The organism is Nocardia sp. NPDC047038, from assembly GCF_040644075.1.
Taxonomy (GTDB): Bacteria; Actinomycetota; Actinomycetes; order Mycobacteriales; family Mycobacteriaceae; genus Nocardia; species Nocardia sichangensis.
Genome location: NZ_JBEYVQ010000014.1, coordinates 140,074 through 159,317, shown reverse-complemented (window position 1 = coordinate 159,317; position 19,244 = coordinate 140,074). Strand labels below are relative to the sequence as shown.

5 protein-coding genes are annotated in these 19,244 nt (G+C 66.8%); 3 read left to right on the top strand and 2 right to left on the bottom strand.

From position 1 onward, the window contains the following. Window positions 1-24 precede the first annotated feature (24 nt). Genes ABZ824_RS31900 through ABZ824_RS31890 form a run of 3 tightly spaced genes read left to right on the top strand, consistent with a single transcriptional unit; the run spans window position 25 to window position 14,842 of the window. Window positions 25-1,563: a hypothetical protein gene (locus ABZ824_RS31900; protein WP_356967635.1), complete on the top strand. Its 1,539-nt coding sequence runs from the start codon at window positions 25-27 to the stop codon at window positions 1,561-1,563. After that, window positions 1,563-14,294, top strand: coding sequence for a C2 family cysteine protease (locus ABZ824_RS31895; RefSeq protein WP_356967633.1), 12,732 nt, complete (start codon window positions 1,563-1,565; stop codon window positions 14,292-14,294). The genes ABZ824_RS31900 and ABZ824_RS31895 overlap by 1 nt, the downstream gene beginning before the upstream one ends. A gap of 17 nt (window positions 14,295-14,311) precedes the next feature. After that, window positions 14,312-14,842: a type VII secretion system-associated protein gene (locus tag ABZ824_RS31890; protein WP_356967632.1), complete on the top strand. Its 531-nt coding sequence runs from the start codon at window positions 14,312-14,314 to the stop codon at window positions 14,840-14,842. 45 nt (window positions 14,843-14,887) lie between these two features. On the opposite strand, the gene ABZ824_RS31885 is transcribed toward ABZ824_RS31890, so the two are convergent. Both ABZ824_RS31885 and eccCa read right to left on the bottom strand, forming a co-directional pair. Next, window positions 14,888-15,181 carry a hypothetical protein gene (locus ABZ824_RS31885; protein WP_356967630.1) on the bottom strand — a complete coding sequence of 98 codons (294 nt, stop codon included), beginning with the start codon at window positions 15,179-15,181 and terminating at the stop codon, window positions 14,888-14,890. A 25-nt stretch (window positions 15,182-15,206) separates the two neighbouring features. Further along, a complete protein-coding gene (gene eccCa, locus ABZ824_RS31880; RefSeq protein WP_356967628.1) occupies window positions 15,207-19,241 on the bottom strand; it encodes a type VII secretion protein EccCa in 4,035 nt (1,344 codons plus the stop codon). Window positions 19,242-19,244: the final 3 nt, after the last annotated feature.

Genomic DNA, 19,244 nt, shown 5'->3' with positions numbered 1-19,244 from the left:
CGAGGGCGACGGCACGATCGCCTTGTGGCACCTAACCCTGACGCCGGTAGCAACCCGTTCCTTTCGCTGTTCGGTGAGTCGGGGCGGTTCGGGTTGCCGGCGGGGTTGTCGTTCTTGGATCTGGGTGAGGTCTGGCAATCGTCGGGGTTGCCCTGGGATCTCGATGGCGAAGGCAAGCCCGAAGACGGAAAGCGCGTCAAGGACGCCGATAAGGACGACAAAGATAAGAAAGATGAAGACGAGAAGAATCCGAAGGGCGACAGGGACGATCGCGCCCCGGCGCCAGGAGGCGGGTCCGGCAAGGGCGGCTCGGGGAAGCCCGCGCCGAAAGGCGGCGGTGCGGGGCCGAGCGGCGGCCCACCGGTCAACAACCGCCCGAGCGGTGGGAACCCGAACACTGGCGGCAAGCCCAACAGCGGTTCGAACCCCTACGGCAGCCGGGCCAATTACAACTCCGGTGGCGACCCGATCAAGGTCGACCCGCAGGATCTGATCGACAAGGGTAAGCGGCTCGCCGAACTGCCGAGCGCGCCGAAGGGTCTGTTCGACATTCTCAGCACACTGAGCGACTCCTTGCAGCGGCTGGGAAGTCCCTGGGGGGCGGACGAGTTCGGTAAACAGTTCGCCGAGGGCGCGACAGGCTATTCGGCATCGGCCGAAGCGCTGGTGGGCAACGCTAGTCGGGAATCGGACGCCACCGGGGCGATTCCGATCTTCGGACAGCTACTGGTCAACTATGGCACCACAATCGAGCAGGCGGGCAGAGCATTCGCCGCGGGCGAGGACCTCTACGCCCAGTGGATTCTGAAGAATTACGTAGACGAGAACGCCAGTGGCGACCCCGGTCCGTACAAGGGCCCGCTCAGCTCCGATCCGAACTTCGGTAAGAACAACGGAAACAACAACCCGTCCAGCCCGCCGCCGGGTGATCAGGACCAGCAGTCCGGCAATGGCGGCGGACAGAATTCGGGTGGGTCCACCGGCGGTGGTTCTGATCCCGCTGGATCCTCGGCCGGTAACCCGAATGCCGACCGGCCGAACGGGCCTTCCACGCCGAATCTCGCGGCTACCGGTACTCCCGATCCTGCCACGCCACTGAGCGTAGAGGCTTCCTCCTCGAACCCGATCGACGCACTCGCGACGCCGGGACCGACGCTCGGCGGCATCCCGGCACCCCCCGGCGCGCCCGCGTTCCCCGGTGCTCTCGGTCCGAACGTATACCGCGCGACCGATCCGGGAACGGTTGTGCCAGTTGACAAGACCGGTGGTCCGATGACCGGCGGCAAGGGCGGCGGCATTCCGTCGGCGATACTCGGGGCGGCCTATGACGGGGAGAAGCTGGTGCCGAAAGCCGGTGGCATCGGCGCCCAGTCGCGTGCGGGCGTACTGCCCCAGGCCGCGATGCCGGGGATGCCGGGGACGCCCGCGATGGGGAGTAGTGGTCAGTCGGTCTCCGGCAAGGAGAAGCGGCAAGAGCGTCGTGAGCCGCCGGTCGAGGAACAGTTCGAGCCCGACGCTGCCGACCCGTGGCATGGGCCCGGTCTGCGAGACGGCGGCCGGTGATGTCGATTCCCGATGCGGTACGGCAATCCGATATCAACCTGCCCGAGGACCTGCGGTGGTTGAGCTGGGTCGCCGGTAGCGCTTGGCCGGAGGGCAGCGAGAACGGCATGTTCGCCCTCGCCGACGCCTGGTCGGAAGCCTCGGCGGGGTTGACCGGGCTGGTCTCGACTATCGAAGACGCGGTGGACGATATCCTCTCGGCGTATCCGTCGGCCGGTTCGGGTTCGGCCATGTCGCGCACCCTGCGGAACCTCACCGATGAGTCGGATCAGGCCTCGTTGCAAGCTATCGCCAAATCTCTCGGTCAGCTCGCTGATTCGTGCGATCAGGTCGGTTGCGCGATTCAACAGAACAAGATCATGATCATCGTCGGCCTCGTACAGCTGGTCTACGAGATCGCGCTCGCGTGGCTGTTCCCGCCGACCGCAGGCCCGACGCAGGCGGCGTTGATCGGGTGGTACCGCATTGTCTTCCAATACCTGAAGCAGCTGTTGCGGCAGATGCTCGTCGCCGCGCTGAAAGCCATGGGGCAGCAGGTGATTCTGACGCTCCTGATCCAGCTGGGACAGATGGCGGCCGGACATCGCGACGGTGTCAACGGTAAGGATTTGTGGTTCGCGGCGCTGGGCGGCGCGCTGGGTGGTGCGTTAGGCGCGATGTTCGGCAAGCTCGGTGGTGATCTGTTCAAGCTCCTGGGCGGAAAGATCACCCGTTCGCAATTCGACAGCAGGTTCCAGCAGCTCATGCGCGGCGCCGTCGAGGGCGGCGCCGGTGGTGTCGGCGGAATGATCGGCGGTGGCATCGCCAACCAGGTCATCAACGGTGGCGAATTCGAACTGGACCCGAGGATGCTCGGCGCCGGTGCCGCCGGCGCGTTCAGCTCCGGCGCGGGACGTTGGCGTGGCGCCGGCGCCGGCAAAGTGCACGTCGATCCCGTCGGCGGCCCGCGCAGTCCGGCCGGATCGACACCACCGACCGAAGTGCCGCCCTCGGCCTCGGATACCGGGCCCGCGGCTGCACCCAAGAGCGCTTCGGACTCGCCGAATGGCAACGCGGGGAGAGGGAGTGGCGCGCAGCCGAACGAATCGCTGTCCGAACACCGCAGTGGGTCCTCGGCATCCAACCAGGGCGGTGATCAGACCGATGACTCGATCGTGAGCTCAACGCACCGGAACACCGCCGAGGACGACCTGCCGCAGCAGTCGTCGTCCGCGAAGTCGGGTGGTGACTCTTCCGCATCGAACACCGGTCACGCGCCCGCGAACCATGAACAGTCGGAATCGACTGCACAACGGCAGTCTTCCGAGACGGCCGGGCCCGCGTCGCAGCAGCACGACGGCGGTCAGCTCGTACCGCAGCCACACAACGCGGCAACCGCATCCCAGCAGCCGGCGTCGAACGCCACCGGCGGGGACAAGCCCACGAGTTCGTCGCCATCCGCCCAACGTGGCGGGGACACCAAAGTTGTTGCAGGCCGGGACAACGTGCCGACCGCACCGAAGCACGACGTATCCGGTGACCACTTGGCGCGTGCGCAACCGCGGGCGGGTGGCGCACTCGATGCTCCGGAGTCCATTCAAGCGAAACAAGCCGACTCGACCGTCGCGACCAAGCCGGACGAGGTGCCGTCGAACCCGGTCCAGCGGCGTGCGGAATTCGCGCAACCCGAGATCGATCCGGTGTCCCCGAACCGGCCGGACGCTACGCAGGGAACCCGGCCGACCTCTGAGAATTCGGCCGCGGCAACCGACAAGACAAGGCCGGTCAAGGAAGCAGCCGGTGCTCCGAATCCCCAGGGCGACAAAGGGGAGAAGGCTCCGGCGCGCGAAACCTCGGCCGCGCCCGTGGCCGAACCGCGGGCCCGCGCGGGCGCCAAAGGCATAAAGGGCGTCAGCGACGACCTGGCTCTCGTCGGAAGGATCGACGAGGCCACCGGCCTGCGCTGGCGGCTGGTCGAGACATCGCTGCTCGATCCGGCCTGGCCGGGCGGCAAGGCCTTCATCCGGGAAGTCCTGGGCTTCGAGCAGACAATGCAGATGCTCCGTGGCAACAAGTCCCCACACGAAGGCCGGGTGCTGTTCCGGCCATTCCAGGACGGCGACTTGCCGATGCGCCCTGGCTTCGGCCAGAAGAAGACGGCCGGCGCCGACGATCTCGGCGAGGGCGCGGGCGGCGGCGTCCGCGGTTACGACGAACGAAACTCCCGGGGTGTGTTCCGATTCAACACCGACGAGCTGCCCGATCACCGGTACACGATCGACAAGGACGGCCTCTGGTCCAAAGCTTCCGATCCGGAATCCAACGGTAAGCCGGAGCCCGAATCGGACGTGATCCCGCGCAAGGGCGCCACGACGATCGAGGTGCCGCGCCAGGGCCCGATTCTGCAGCGCTGGGCCGAAATATCCGCGCCCGCAATGCGGACCGTGGTCGGTGACCATGACGGCAACTGGTACGTCGGCAAGAACATGCACCATGAGCAATTCCACAACGCGGGCGTCTACGTGGCTTTCCAAGCGCAATTCGTCAACGGGAAAATGGTCGCGGTGCACGACTGGGCAGGTGCGTACCAGCCCTCGCCGACTCGGGTGAAAGCCGCGCTGGAAAAGCTCGGGATCTACGGCGACCTGGACCATTACGACCAGCAGGGACGCAAGTACACCGATTCCGATCGCGAGGGGTGGACGCAGGCCGCCGAACCGACGCCGACTTCGAGAAAGACGTCTGCGACAGAGATTGATTCGACTGAGCCCCCCGAGCCGGTCACCCGTGCCGTCTCCGATGAGCCGCAGCGGGACTTCCTCCGGGAAGCCGAAGACATCACCCGGATGTACAAGCGTGAAGATTGGGAGAACGCCACACCCGAGGACCTGCGGGAGGCGCTGCGAGGCAGCGTCCACCACGATGCGCGCGACGCGGAAAGCGTTGCGAAATATCACCGCGCGGTGACCGCCGCCGTCGAAACCATCCGGCGGGGGACAACGAAGTTCGACGACGACGGTGCGGAGGTGGCGCCGGGCAAGGTCCTGCGCTGGACCCAGGTCATGGGCACGATAGGAATGCGCGAGGGCCCCATCAATATGGACGCGGGCGAGGGTAAGACGTTCGTCTTCCTCGCCGATTCGATTCTGAAGGCCGCCGCCGGTGACTCGGTGCACGTTTTCACCACTCGCGACACTCTGGCCAACGATGCGGTCAACCTGTACAAACAGGTTCTCGGGGTGCTCGGTCCGGACGTGTTCAACGTGGTCAGGATGAATCCGAACGGCGCCGACGAGACCGGCCTCGATCCGGCGAAGCCGACCATCTATATCGGCACCCTCGACGACGCGGCATTCGGGCAACTCCGCGGCAAGTTCATGCGCGGGGATATCGCCGTCATCGACGAGCTCGACGAGGCGCTGTACTACGCCGACACCACCTGGATCATCTCCGACGGCCCCAGCCTGGCCGCGGATCCGCATATCGCCTCCTGCATCATGGCGGCTCGGCACTTCCTCGACAATCGGCTTGCTTCCGGGGATCTGAGCCCCGCGGACTTCGATCGGACGGACGGGCAGATCGGCGGCCCGGCGAAGCTCAACGCCGAAGGCGCCGAGAAGGTCAGAAGACTGCTCGCCGAGGAGGATCCCGGCGCGAGCCCCGACGACCTCGCCGTGCAGATCGACCGGGTGAATTCCGCCGCATCGGCGCACTGGGAGTTCGTCGAGAACGACCACTACATCGTGCACCGAGGTGGCGACGGCGTCGACAAGGTCTACATCATCGACCAAACCACCCACAAGGTGATGTTCGATCCGGCGACCTCGACCGAGAGCCGGTGGAACGGCGGTTTGGCGCAGGCGATCGAGGCCAAGCACGGGATCACGATCCGGGGCGACTCGGTGTCTTCACAAAGCCTCACCGCCAAGACCATGCTCGCGGAGCGGTACGAATGGCTCTCGGGCGCTTCGGGCACGGCCGAGGGGGTGTCCGGCCACCTGGTCGACAACTACGGGATGAAGCCGGTAGTCACGGTTCCGCGCTTCACGGAATCGAAACTGGACACTCTCGAGGCGAATCTGGCTCCGAACCAGTCGGCCAAGCATGATGCGATCGCCGACAAACTCATCGGTCGGCACGGTGCCCAGGCGCGTCCCGAACTGGTGATCACCAACCGCAACAGTGAGGTCGCCGAGATCTCGGCCCGGTTGAAGCTCGCGAATATTCCGCACGAGGTCGTCGATGCACGGTGGTTCGCCGACCGGGGCCCCACCGCGGAAGCCGACCTGAAAGCGATCTTCGACAAGGCGGGGCAGCTCGGCAAGATCCTGATCATCAACCGTCAAGGCGGCCGTGGCGTCGATATCGAGATCAGCGACGCCGTCAACGCGGCCGGTGGCCTGCATGTCAGCATTTCGGGCAAGTCGGATGTGCGTGACATCGATATCCAGGCCGAGAACCGCGCCGCGCGCAACGGCCAGCAGGGCAGTGTCGAATACTTCCTGGCCGCCGACGACGCGCTGTTCGCCACCGCTCCGCACCACGCCCAGACGATCATCCGCTACACCGACGCCGTCACCAGCCATGAGAACGCGATCGTCCGGCTCGATGAGGCGCGGGACACAAAGGACGTCGCGGAGCATGCCGATGACGTGAGTCGCACCGAGCTAACCCGCACGGTCCGGGCCGCGGCCCTACGCGACTACACCCTCGCGTGGGACGCGCACCAGGCGGCGACGGCCGAACGCGAAGCCGCCGAGGCCGCGGTGCGGGCCGCGGCGTCGCACCTGCAAGCGGAAAACGCCGCACGGCGGATGGGCCGCACCGTGCTGCCGCCGACCGCCGTCGTCGCGAGCGTGGCAGCACACACATCCGCACGGGACCTGGATATCCCCTCGCCGATAACCGAGCAGGCGGACCTCGGGCAGCAGGATACCGATGTCTCTCAGTCGGCTACCGGTTCGTTCTCGGACGAGCTGACCGGTGCCGAACTGCCGCAGCTGTTCGGCGACGATCAGTTCGGTCCGCCGGCGCCGCTCGCCGTCGTCGACTTCCCGGGCCTGTTCGTAGCCGATATCACTGGACATCTGGTCGCGTTCGGGACCGAGGAAATGCCAGTGCTGCGGACATACTCGCACGAGCAGAACCTCGTGCACGAGATCGTACATCCGGTGTCCGGTCCGGTGGTGCTCGACAGCGCACTGGTGGCTGAGCTTTTCACCACCCAGACGCGCGATGACGGCACGGTGGTAGTGAGTTCGACGGCGACGGGGGCGCATGTCGTCACCGCTGGGACAACGTCGATGTTGCCCGCCGGGTCCGTCTACGGACGTCCTGATCCGCTCGACTCGACCAAATTCACGCTGTACGGCGGGTCGACTGTCGGCTGGTTGTCCGTGGACACGAATCGGATCGGCGTGACGCCACGCCGGGCGACCGGCCCGCTCCAGCGTGACGATGTCTCCGAAGCGGCGATCGTCAACGGCCACGTACCCGCGCCGACGGTAGTGTTCGCGGACCCGCGGAGTCGTGTGCTGGGCGAGCGGCTGGCGGAGCTGGCCGACGAGATCACAGCCAGTCGCAACGGTTCCGCACTGCGTGACGAGTTGACGGCGCAGCGGAAGGCATTGCACGACGAGTTGGAGAATCACTTCGCGACACTGCCGGAAGAGCAGCGCACCATCGCTGTGGCACGCGCGAAACAGCTGGGGAGCATCGACCGGCACACGGCGAAACTTGCTGACCAGCAGCAGATTTCGCTCGACACGGCGCGCGCGGAGATGAAGGCCGAGCTGGTCGCGGCGCTCGCGGGCAAAGATATCGCCGTGCGGATCTTCGAGGAGTCGCTGCTGGAAGTACTGCGGGATGGCCGGTTCAAAACGATATTCGATCTGGGCGACACCGACACCGGAACGAATGACCGAGCGCTGCTCGAAGCCCGCTGGTTCGGCCATGACGTGAATGACCATCCGATCGATAAGCGGGCTGTCTACGGGTACGTTCGCGTCGGCGGTGAACAGCCGGTCGGCGAGCCGAACGACGAACGATTGAATGTCTACGGCGACGCCGTGGTCGTCCTGAAGTCCGCGGTGCGGGCCCGCACGACGGTGTGCGTGGGAGATTCCATCGAGCACAAGCAAAATGTCTATCCTTCGAGCCTCGAGGACCCCGCACCGGAGTCCTTCGGCGCATACCCGCCACGCAGATCCGGCCTGCCGAGCGCCCATGTCGGTCTGCGGCGAGACCTGACGCATCCGGATTTCCGGAAGTGGGGGTATGTGGAGGCGCAGGTGCACGGTGGCGTCACCAGCGCCGACATCGATCACGTGGTCTTCAAGTGGGAGCCGGAAACAGCCCTGCGGGATCAGCTCCGTGCAGCCGGAATTCCCTGGAAGGTACTCGCGCACACGGCCCCGCCGATAGTGAACAAGCCGGGGGAGGCGGACCCCGCGATCAGCAGCGGATGGAAAACCTATCTCAACTCGTCGCGCGCATCCGATGATCCGAATGCGCTGCACGGCAAGAACTTCCTGGGCGTCACAGTCAATTTCACCCATGCCGACGTGGTAACCCAGGACTTGATCGGACCGGCGGGGACGCCGATCGGCGTCAGTTACAAGCACGTCGAGTCGGAGATCGAGGGGGCCGAGCGCTGGGCGGGTGCGCAACAGTGGCACGACAAGGTGGTGCGTACCCGGCCCGGTCAAACCGGCAAGGATGTCTTCGCTGGTCAGACCAGGGTCGGGCACGAGGTCGTCGCGGCGCCGTGGGCGGCCGAATACGGCGGGGTCGGCCGGGAACCGATTTTCGTCAACGCCCACGCTGGTCCGAACACCTTCGAGATCCGGCTGCGAACCGGAACGACGCTCGAGGTGAGCGGCGCGACATTCGCCAAGCTCGTCGAGCAGTCCCCGGCGCTGCGAGCGATGGGTGCTGGCGGCCCCAGCTCGCTGGTGCTGGTCGCGTGTGAGCCCGCGAAAGGTTCGGCGGCGACCGACTTCGCGGCTACGCTGCACCAGAGGTTTCCGGCCGCGCCGGTGCACGCCGCCACCAGCGCGGTCTGGATCTCCAACTGGCGAAACCCGGCCGCGCCCACTGTTCGTTACCGCTACCTCGCCGCCGACAACAATGCCGGCTGGGTGACTTTGCACAGCGACGGCACCCGGGTCGAGCACGCCGGCACCCGTTATCCCACCGGTGCGACCGGATCGTCCACCACCGCCGCCACCGAGCTCGCAGGGTCGAATTCACTGGTATCCAGCCGCAATCCGATCGTGCGGCAATGGAAAGAAGTTCTGGATCCACGGGTGAGCTCGCCCCTGACGACGACCACCGCGGAAGGCGTGCGCGGCGCGAGCAAGCAGCGCACCGAGTTCGAAGTCTCGGACGTACTCACCCGACCTCTGCTCGACAAGAACGGCACAACGATCGGAGTGTCGTTCGTCCTCAAGTCGGAGGGGCAGCGTGAGGCGATCAAGTGGGCGCGCGCGGCATTCGGGCAGGACAGGGTGGTGCTGACCGGTACCGGTCAGGACGTGGACCAGGTCACCAAACGGCGCTTGGACTTCGACACGGATGTCGTCGACGCGCCATGGAAGAACGACTATGCCCAGGACGGTCCGGGTCCGGTCTATCTCGACGCGCACGCGGACTCGAAGGGGTTCATGGTCGAGATCATCTGGAAGAAGGGGACGAAGCAGGAGTCGACTCGATCGGTGCGGGTCGACGGTGCCAACTACGCCAAGATCGTGAAGGCCGCCGAGTACTTCCAGGAGGCGCTGCGGACGGGTGGTCAGGCGACGGACCGGTCGTTGGTGCTGATCTCGTGCAAGGCGGGCAAACGGACGGCGGCGACCGATTTCGCGCTGGCGATGCGCGATCTGCTGCCCACCGCCCCGGTGCACGCGGGTGCGGGCGTGGTGGTGGTCGGCGTCAAGAAGGCGGGGAAGACCTTCGCCACTCTCGGCGTCAACGACAACCGGGGCTGGGTCACCATCGGTTCCGATGGCGCGAAGGTGGTGCAGGAGAGCACGATCAAGCATGCGTCCGCCGCAGTGGGCGGTACACCCGGGTCTACGGGGACGCGGACCGGCGAGGTTGCTGAGGTTGCTGAGGAGACGGTGGTCGACACCACCGCGGAGTCCGGGGCACTCGTCGCCCCCGCGGTGAGCAGTGGCTGGCGCACGTATCTGAACTCGTGGCGGGTATCCAACGATCCGGACGTCCTGCACGGCAAGAACGCCTTCGAGTTGCCGATCAATTTCACCTACGCCGACGTCGTCGCGCACGAGATGTTCGGATCGACCGGAGCATTGACCGGCGTCTGCTTCCAGCACGTCGATCTGGAACTCGACGCGAATCGACGCTGGGCGGCCGCGACGGAGTGGCACGACAAGGTGGTGCGCACCCAGCCGGGGCAGACCGGGAAGCAGGCCTTCCACGGTCCGCTCAGGGTCGGACAGGAGGTGGTCGACGCGCCGTGGGTCGCCGAGTTCACCCGGACCGGACACCGACCGCTCTTCGTCACCGCCCACGCGGGTCCGAACACGTTCGAGATCCGGCTCCGGACCGGAACCACGCTCGAGGTGAACGGTACGACGTTCGCGAAGATCGTCGAGTGGTCACCGGGACTGCGAGGCCCGCTGAGCACCGGTGCGGCGACCTCGATCGTTTTGCTGGCCTGCAAACCCGCAAAAGGATCGGCGGCAACGAAGTTCGCGCGCACGCTGCACCAGAACTTCCCGCATGTGCCGGTTCATGCCGCCGCCACCTCGGTCTGGCAGTCGGTCATGCGTTATCCGGCACGGCCGGATGTCGACTATCGCCTGCTCGCGGCGGACCGCAATGCCGGTTGGGTGACATTGCACAACAACGGCACGCGAACAGAGCACGTGTCCACTCGCTACCCAGGCCCGGCCGCCGCTTCGAGTGGCGTGGTCGGCTCCGGATCGACCATCGATGGCACGCTCAGCGCTCCGCTGCGTTTTTCCTCGGACCAGGAAGCCACCGAGGTGGTTGCGGCGGTAGCCCCCGAGGAAGCGGCCGCGAACGACGTCCGCCTGTGGAAGTGGCTGACCCGCAACATGTTCGACGACGCGTTCGACCGCGCGGTGCGCGGACGTACGCTGCGCGACGGGTCCGGTCTCGAGGAACTGTCCGATCTCGAGGATATGTCCGAGGATGCCCGGCACCCGGCGCAGGGCGCGGGCTTGCTCGCCGACACCGCCGAGATCCAGTGGGGCGATGACGAACTCGCCGCGCTGTTCGCCGACCCGGACGCCGGCTCGACGGCAACGACGCTGAGTCCACCCGCGGCGACGGCGGAGCATCACCCACCGACCACGGAAACCCTGGCGGCGTTGCCGTCGCACGTCGCCCCGGCCGCCGAGGCGTTCGTTCGCGGCGATCGATGCGTCCTGATCGACGGACTCGGTACCGCGCACCGGCTCGACGTCGGCAGCGGCTGGCGCGCCGTGAAGGGAACATTCAGCCATCCCGGCACCGGCGCCGAATACATCGGGCTGGTTCCGCTGGATCAGAAGCACGACGCCAGTCCGATCCGGATCCGTAAGACATTGCTCGCCGAGGCATTCGAGGAGAATGCCGCCACATTCTTCTGGGGTACCACCTACTTCCTGGCCCGTGCCGGTATCGGAATCGAAGGGTCCGGCGACACCCCGGTCTGGCTACCTCCCCGTGCCGTCGTGGCGGTGAAACACGCGCATAATTCCGATGGGACACCGGATCCGAGCCGGACGATGCTCGGGCGCCCGAAGACCGCTACCTGGCACACCCTCGACAGCGACATCCTCGGTCCACTCGTCCCCGAACTGCGCCGGTCGAACAATCCCCTCTGGGATGAGATCAGTGGTCCCCGGGTGTCGGACGTGCGGCAGGGCGCGCTGGGCAACTGCTTCCTGGCCGCCAACATGATGGCGCTGGCCCGCAGCCCGCTGCCCTTGCTCCGCGAGATGATGACCGATCTCGGTGACTCCGTCGCCGTCCGGTTCTTCGACAAGAGCGGTGACGCGTCTTGGGTGCGGGTCTCCAAGGATCTCTATGTCGACGGCGACAACAGCACTCGCTACGCCGCCGACCGGGGAGTGTTGTGGCCCGCGGTCCTCGAGAAGGCATACGCGGTCTTCGCCGGTGAATTCGGCTACGCCGGACTCGACGGCGGCAGTCCCGGCGCCACCGCCGCGACGATGCTGCCCGCCACGCTGCCCGGCGGATTGCGGTTCCAGCCGTCCCGGGCGGTCACCGATGCCTATTTCCATCATCCGATGCGCATGGACATCGACGAACTCCGCAGCCTGACCGGCAGCGATGACGAGTTCGCTCGCGCGGTCTGCGCATTGCGTGGCGAGTGGGAAGACCGGGTGCGCGATCATCGCGCACGCGAGGCGAATCCGATGGGTGCGGACGCGGATCGCGCGCAGGTGCTGGCACTGGTGGCCGGCAACGGGAACGACGTGTGGGCGGCCGTGCGTGAGTTCTACCGGCTGATCCGGCCGGACAACCCAGGCTCGACCGAGGGGTTCCGGCGCTTCCTGAACCGTGAGTTGAGCCCGCAGCAGCGCACGCGCTGGGCTGCGCACATCGAGCGCCTCGTCGATTCCGTGGACCGGGCGGCGTCCTGGCGCACCCGTGAGCTGGACCAGCAGACCGGCAGGCACATCGCCGAACGTGTCTACTTCGCCTTGGGCCGAGGCGATCTGGTGATGCTGGGTACGCGCAACTGGGGTCGCGACGACACCGTTCGATTCCCAGGCCTGGCGGGCAATCACGGCTACACGGCAGTCGGCGTGCAGCGAGATGAGGACGGCAACCCGGTGGCGTTGCGGCTGCGCAACCCATGGGGCACGAACAGATCCGCACAACCTCCGCTGTCGGGGATCACCTTCCTGGCCGACGGTGTGGTGGACGTGGAGCTGCGGCATCTCAACAAATTCGCCACCCTCGCGATCTGTGGTCCGGGTGCGCGCGGCCTGTTCGGACTCGACCGGCTCGCCCCGCCTGGCGTCGACGATCTGGTCGGAACTCATTCGGAGGCACCGGCACCGGCACAGTCGGCCGACGCAGCCGAACTTCTCGGCGTCGAGTTGCCTGGCGCCGACGAGGGCGACGGTCACGCGGTCGCGCACGTCTCGCATCCGATCGATTGGAAGAAGCACCTCGGTGTACTCGGACAGCTGGGCGGTGGAAAGAAGTTGTCCGGCACCGCGGATCACACCGTGGTGCGGTTCCGCGCGAAGAATCTGATCCAGGAGGCGATCCTCGATCAGCAGGGCCGCACGGTGGGCATCACCTTCCTTTACGGGCCCGACGAGTTGGAGGTGCTGCGTACCTGGGGGAACGCGCCGAACGGCCACGGGATGGTTTTCCGCACTCGGCCAGGCGAAGCCGGGTCCGCCGCGCTCGCCGGTGACCGGAATCGGATCGGGTTGGACCGGTTCGTCCCGGCTCCGTGGGTGGCCGAGTACCAGGAGGGCAAGCCGGGACCGTTCTACATCTCGGTGCACGCCGACAGCCGCGGTTTCGAAGTCCGCTCGCGCGCCGGGCGATCGATCGCCGTCGACGGTACGACCTTCGCTGCCATCGTGCAGGCGTCGCCGACCTTTCAGGCGGCAATGACATCGGGTCCGTCGCGGTCGGTCGTCATGATCGCTTGTGCGGTAGCGAACGGCTCGGCGGGCGAGGAGTTCTCGGCCGCACTGCACCAGACCTTCCCCGACCGCCGGATCTACGGGTCTCGCGGCGATGTCGATGTCCATGCGGAGAGTGGTCGCGGGGTGGGCCTGCTGGCCGCCGGCGACAACGCGGGGTGGATGTCCTACCTGAACGCCATCGCGACCGACCACGCCGCGACGAGGTACGACGCTCCGGCCACCGATGGCAGGGCGGCATTCGTCGAACAGACGGCGAATGACACCGATATCGTCGACTGGGTCGAGCAGTTGCGCTCGACGGAAGCATTTTTCGGTGAGGAACCGTACTTCGGGGTGACCAGCGACGGCGACCGGGTAATCGGCTTCTTCGGCGCGGACGTAGTCGTCAACCCGATGCTCGATCACCACGGTGACACGATCGGCGTCAGTTTTCATCAGCCAGATCATCTCGCGGGCGAGCTGTTGTGGGCGCGGACAGAGAATTTCCACAACGTGGTCACCAGAATGCGCGACGGCGACAACGATTTGAGTGTGGTGGTGCAACGAATCCTGCAGGAAGAGTCGTCGCGCACCGAAAACGTCCCTGCGCCGTGGGCCCTCGACTATGCGAACCGGAAGAATGGACCGGTATATATCAGTGCGCACGCCGATGCGAACCTCTTCGAAATCAACCTGCGATCCGGGGTGACCATCGACGTCGACGGGAGGACCTTTGCCTCGATCGTCCAGTCCGCGCACCCTTTCGGCGCCGCGCTTGCCTCCGGGCTCGCCGCCGCGCTGGGGACGCCGAAATCGTTCGTCTTGATGGCATGCAAGGCGGCAGCGGGCGTTGCGGGATCCGGTTTCGCCGAGGTCTTCGACAGGGTATTCCCGGGGCGCCCGGTCCATGCGAGCACTGGCACCGTCAACTTTCATGTCCTGCGGGTCGACAAGGAGGAGGGGCCGCCGATACGGATCAGCTGGCTGGGTGCGAGCCACAATGCCGGCTGGATGTCCTATCGCAACGGCCGGCAGACCCGGCACGACCATACCCGGCACCCATCACCACACCCCGATTCGACCGAATCCAGCCGAGAAGACTGATCGAGAAGGGCTCATCAATGACCGAGCAGAGCAACGACAACGACGCGGAATGGCTGTTCCTGATCGATCCGGGCTGGCAGCCCGCCGACGAGGACGATCGCCCGCCCGCACACGCGGTGCTGGGTGGCTGGTTCGTCGATACCGACGGCACAGCAGGCGAATTCCAGCCCAACCCGGACTATCGCCCCGCCGACGAGAGGTCGTTCATCGACCCGATCGACGCGACATTGCGGCTGGTCCTGGAGCAGCGGGCCGAACCGGGCCAACTGCTCGCGACCCTGCGCGGCGCGGTGGTCGGTGTCGCGGTCGACGAGAACGGCAATCCGGTCGTCGCGGCGTCCCCGGATCAGATCCCCTGCGTGCTGGTGACCTCGGCGCCCGAGCACCGCCGGCACGCGCAGGTCGAAGGCTGGACCGAGGTCTCGATGGCGGAACTCGCCGCGGCGCTGCCGGAGGAGGGCATCGATGTCCTGATCAATCCCGGCGCTCCCGCATCGATGCGGCTGCTCGCGGGTGCGGTGAAGGCGGCGGTCGCCGTCGCGACCTGACCGTGTGGTCGCTGAGCGGGCGTGCGCCGGCTCAGCGACCGTCGTTCAGAACCGGGATTCCTCGAAAGCGTCGGACCGGAGGCGCATTTCGGTGATGTGCTCGGGCGTCAGCAGCCGGTCGGGTACCGGTTCGTCGCGGCGCGTGAAGCCGGGCCGGGCGAGCAGTGCGGCCAGGGCGAGTACCTGGAGATCAGCCGGCGCCACCGTGTAGCGACCCGCGGCATCGACCATGCGCGCGTCGACGACGATGCACACGCTGCCGACCGCGACGACCGGAGCTCGATCGCCGCGCTCGGCCACGATCCTCGGCAGGTGCGCGGGGACGCTCGGCTCGTTCATCACAGGCCTTTCCGATCGGACCGGATCACAGGGCGGGCAGCTGACAGATCTGGACGAGCTCGCGCCCACGCGTGCGTGACACCAGCATGCCCCGGCCCGGCGGATACTGCGCCGGGCGGACGTCACCGAGCAGCACACCCTCGTCCTTGGGGGTGCTCATCAGAATGCCGTCGACCGACATGTCCTTGAGCGGGCCGAGGACATTGTCGTAGAGCGCACGCGACGCGCCACCGGCTCGCCGCGCGATCACCACATGCAGGCCGATATCGCGGGCCTGCGGGAGCAGATCGATCAGCGGCAGCAGCGGATTGTTCGACGCCACCATGTCGTAGTCGTCGACGATCACATAGACCTCCGGGCCGGTCCACCAGCTGCGTTCCCGAAGTTGCGTGGGGGTGATGTCGGCGCCCGGCATCCGCTGGGACACAAATCCCGCGACCTCTTTGAGGGTCGGGACCGACGTTTGCGCCGAGGTCGAATATCCGGCCAGGTGCGGGCCATCGATGGCGCCGAGCATGGTGCGGCGGTAGTCGACCATAATGATCCTGGCATCGTTCGGGCTGCAATTCTCCACGATTCCCTGCGCGATATTGCGCAGCAGTGTGGTCTTGCCGCACCCGACGTCGGCGAAGACCAGCAGGTGCGGTTGCTCCTGGAAGTCGAGCACCATCGGCGCCAGTTCCGATTCGCTCAGTCCGATCAGGACCCGCTTGTTGTCCAGGCGCAGGCCCTGCGCTCGTGCGGTTTCCAGTACCTGTGCCCGGTCCAGTTCCAGCGGGAGTTGGCGCACGGGGGGTGCGTGGCGGTCACCATAGACCCGCACCAAGGCTTCCTTGGCCGCGGCGACGCCCTCGGCGAGGGTCCTCGGGTCGACGTCGGTGTCGAGGCGGGGCAGCGCGATCAACATGTGCAGTTTGTCGGGAGTCATGCCGCGGCCTGGGCGATTGATCGGAACGCCCACTGCCGCGCGGCGATCCATCTCCGAGTCCGACGGGTCGCCGAGGCGCAGTTCGATCCTGGTGCCGATCTGGTCCTTCACCACCGGCCGGATCTCGGCCCACCGGTTGGCGCCGAGCACGAGGTGGATGCCGTAGGACAGACCGCGCGCGGCCAAACCGAGCACCTGGCCTTCGACGATGTCGAAATCCTCCCGGAACGCCGCCCAGCCGTCGATGACCAGGAAGACATCGCCGAACAGGTCGGCCGAGAGCGGGTGCGCCGCGCGTTCGTCCTCGGGCAGCTGGGCGAGCCGCGCCTTCAGTTTCCGGAAGTCGCGCATGTTCTCGATGCCGAGGTCGAGAAAGCGGCGTTCACGCTGCCGCAACAGCATGCTGAGTTCGGCCACTGTCCGCCGGACGCGGTCGCCTTCGAGGCGACCTGCCGCCGACCCGACGTGCGGGAGACCGGTGAGCGCGGACAATGTGCCGCCACCGAAATCGAGGCAGTAGAACTGCACCTGCTCGGGGGTGTGGGTGGCCGCCGCGGCCGTGATGATGGTGCGCAGGGTGGTCGACTTGCCCGACTGCGGCCCACCGACCACCGCGATATTGCCCTGTGCGCCGGCCAGATCGATCGTGAGGACATCGCGCCGCTGCTCGTAGGGCTTGTCGACGATGCCGATCGGCAACCACAGATTGCCGTTGCGGTTGCTCTCCGAACGCCAATCCTGTTCGGGCAGAAGCATATCCACGGTGGGCGAGATGTCGAGCGGCGGCAGCCAGACTTCGTGCGCGGGTCTGCCGTGCCCGCTCAACCGCTCGACCACCACCTGCAGCAGTGACTGCTCGTGCGTGGGGGCGGGGGGCTCGGTCGCGGTCTCGCCGAGCAGTTCGCTCAGGTCCGGCAGTTCCACCGGGACCGGCTGCGCCGCGCGGACCGCGACGGCCGTGGCGGTGAAGAGGTCGACCGCGCCCGCTGTGCCGGTCGCCTCGGCGACGGCACGATCACCGGTGGGCGGCACATAGGTGCCCGACACGTAGGTCGCGTTGAACCGCAGCGGGTCCGAGGAATCGCTCTTGAGATATCCGGCGCCGGGTTGACCGGGCAGGTGATAGGCGTCGGTGATGCCGAGCACCTGGCGGGACTCGCCTGCGGAGAAGGTGCGCAGGCCGATTCGGTAGGACAGGTGCGAGTCCAGACCGCGCAGCCGGTTCTCCTCGAGGCGCTGCGATGCCAGCAGGAGATGCACCCGCAGCGATCGCCCGAGCCGGCCGATCATTACGAACAGTTCCGCGAAATCCGGTTTCTGCGACAGCAATTCGGAGAACTCGTCGACGATGATGAACAGCGCGGGCAGCGGATCGAGCTGGGCTCCGTTGGTGCGCGCCTTCTCGTATTCGGTGACGTTGGCGAAGTTCCCGGTCGCTCGGAGCAGTTCCTGACGGCGGGTCAATTCACCGGCGAGAGCGTCACGCATGCGGTCGACCATCGAGAGTTCTTCCTCGAGATTGGTGATCACCGCGGAAACATGGGGGAGAGGGTCGAGGCCGAGGAAGGTCGCACCGCCCTTGAAGTCGACCAGGACGAGGTTGAGCAGATCCGGTGAATGGGTGGTCACCATCGACAACACCAGCGTGCGCAGGAACTCCGACTTGCCCGAACCTGTGGCACCGATACACAGTCCGTGCGGGCCCATGCCGCTCTCCGCGGATTCCTTGATGTCGATCTCGACGGGCGTGCCGTCGGGAGTGACGCCGATCGGAACACGGAGGCGTTCGCGCGCGGATCGAGGCCGCCACACGGACTCGGCGTCGATCGTCGCGGCGTCGGGAATCGACAGCAGCGACATCAGACCGGGATCGCCGGAGACGTCGTCGCCGAGATTGACGATCTGGGCGGTGGTGGCGATCCGGAACCGAGCCATGGCGCGCGCGAAGGTGGCGACCACCTCGGGGCTCAGCCGATCGGGACCCGCGAAATTCTCCACCGACCCGCCGGTGCGCGCGCCGATCACGTCCTCGTCGACGACCAATTGCAGGCCGCGCCGGACCGCGAGCCCGGCTGGTGGCGCGGTCAGGTCCAATACGGTGACCGAGTCGAGGCCCGCGTCGCTGATCGTGCGCTCGGAACCGCTGACATAGCCGTCGTCGATGACGACGACCACGTGCAGCCGGCCCGCGGTCGGCGGTGCGTTGCGCAGGAACCGGCCGCGCTCGAGCAGGTCCTCGCTCAACGCGGTCTCCAGCTCCGATAGCGACTCGTAAACCATGCGCGCCGCGCCGATCCCGTCGCGGTCTCGCGGATGTTGCAGGTGTGGAAGCCATTTCGTCCAACGCCAGGCGTCCGCATCGGGGTCGGCGGTGACGATGGCGAAGATCATGAAGTCCGGACCGTGAAAAGTCGCCAGCTCCATCAGCATCGACCGGAGCAGCGCGCGCCCATGCTCCCGCGGGCCTTCGATGTTGACCGCGGGGAACGCGCGCAGCGAGATGGCGGTCGGCAGGCCGTGCACGACCGAGTGAGTGCGCACGAACCGGCGCAGCGCCACCGTCGCCACCGGTTCCAGGTCTTCGAGCGGGCCGGTCTCGGGCCTGGCCAGCTTGGTAGCGATGCGGTGGCTGCCGACGCCGATCCGGACATGCCCGAAGTCGGAATCGCCGGGCCGGCGTTCCCACATCCGCCGTGTGCCGATCAGGGCGTGCAGGTCGACCGGGTGGGGGTGGCTCCAGATCAACGCCGCCCGCTGCGCAGTGCCGGTGCCGCGGACGTCACGGCGCAATTGATCGAGGTAGCGGAAATAGTCCTTGCGTTCCTCATTGAGCTCGGCGGCCTTCTTGCCGCCGCCACCGGTGCGACCGGCGAACATGCCGACCATCGACATCAGCATCATCATCGGAAACATCATGGCCATGGGGTTGGTCAGCATCGACCGGCCGCTCATGGTGAACATCAGCGCCATCATGCCGACCATGGCGACCACCATGACCAGCGGAAGCAGGCGCTGCCACAGCGGGCCGGGCACCGGCGCGGTGATCTCCGGCGGTGCGTTGAGCACCACGTCGCCGCCGGGCGGCCGCGGCGGAGCGATCCTGGCCAGCCGAATGAAACCTTGTGTACTCATAGC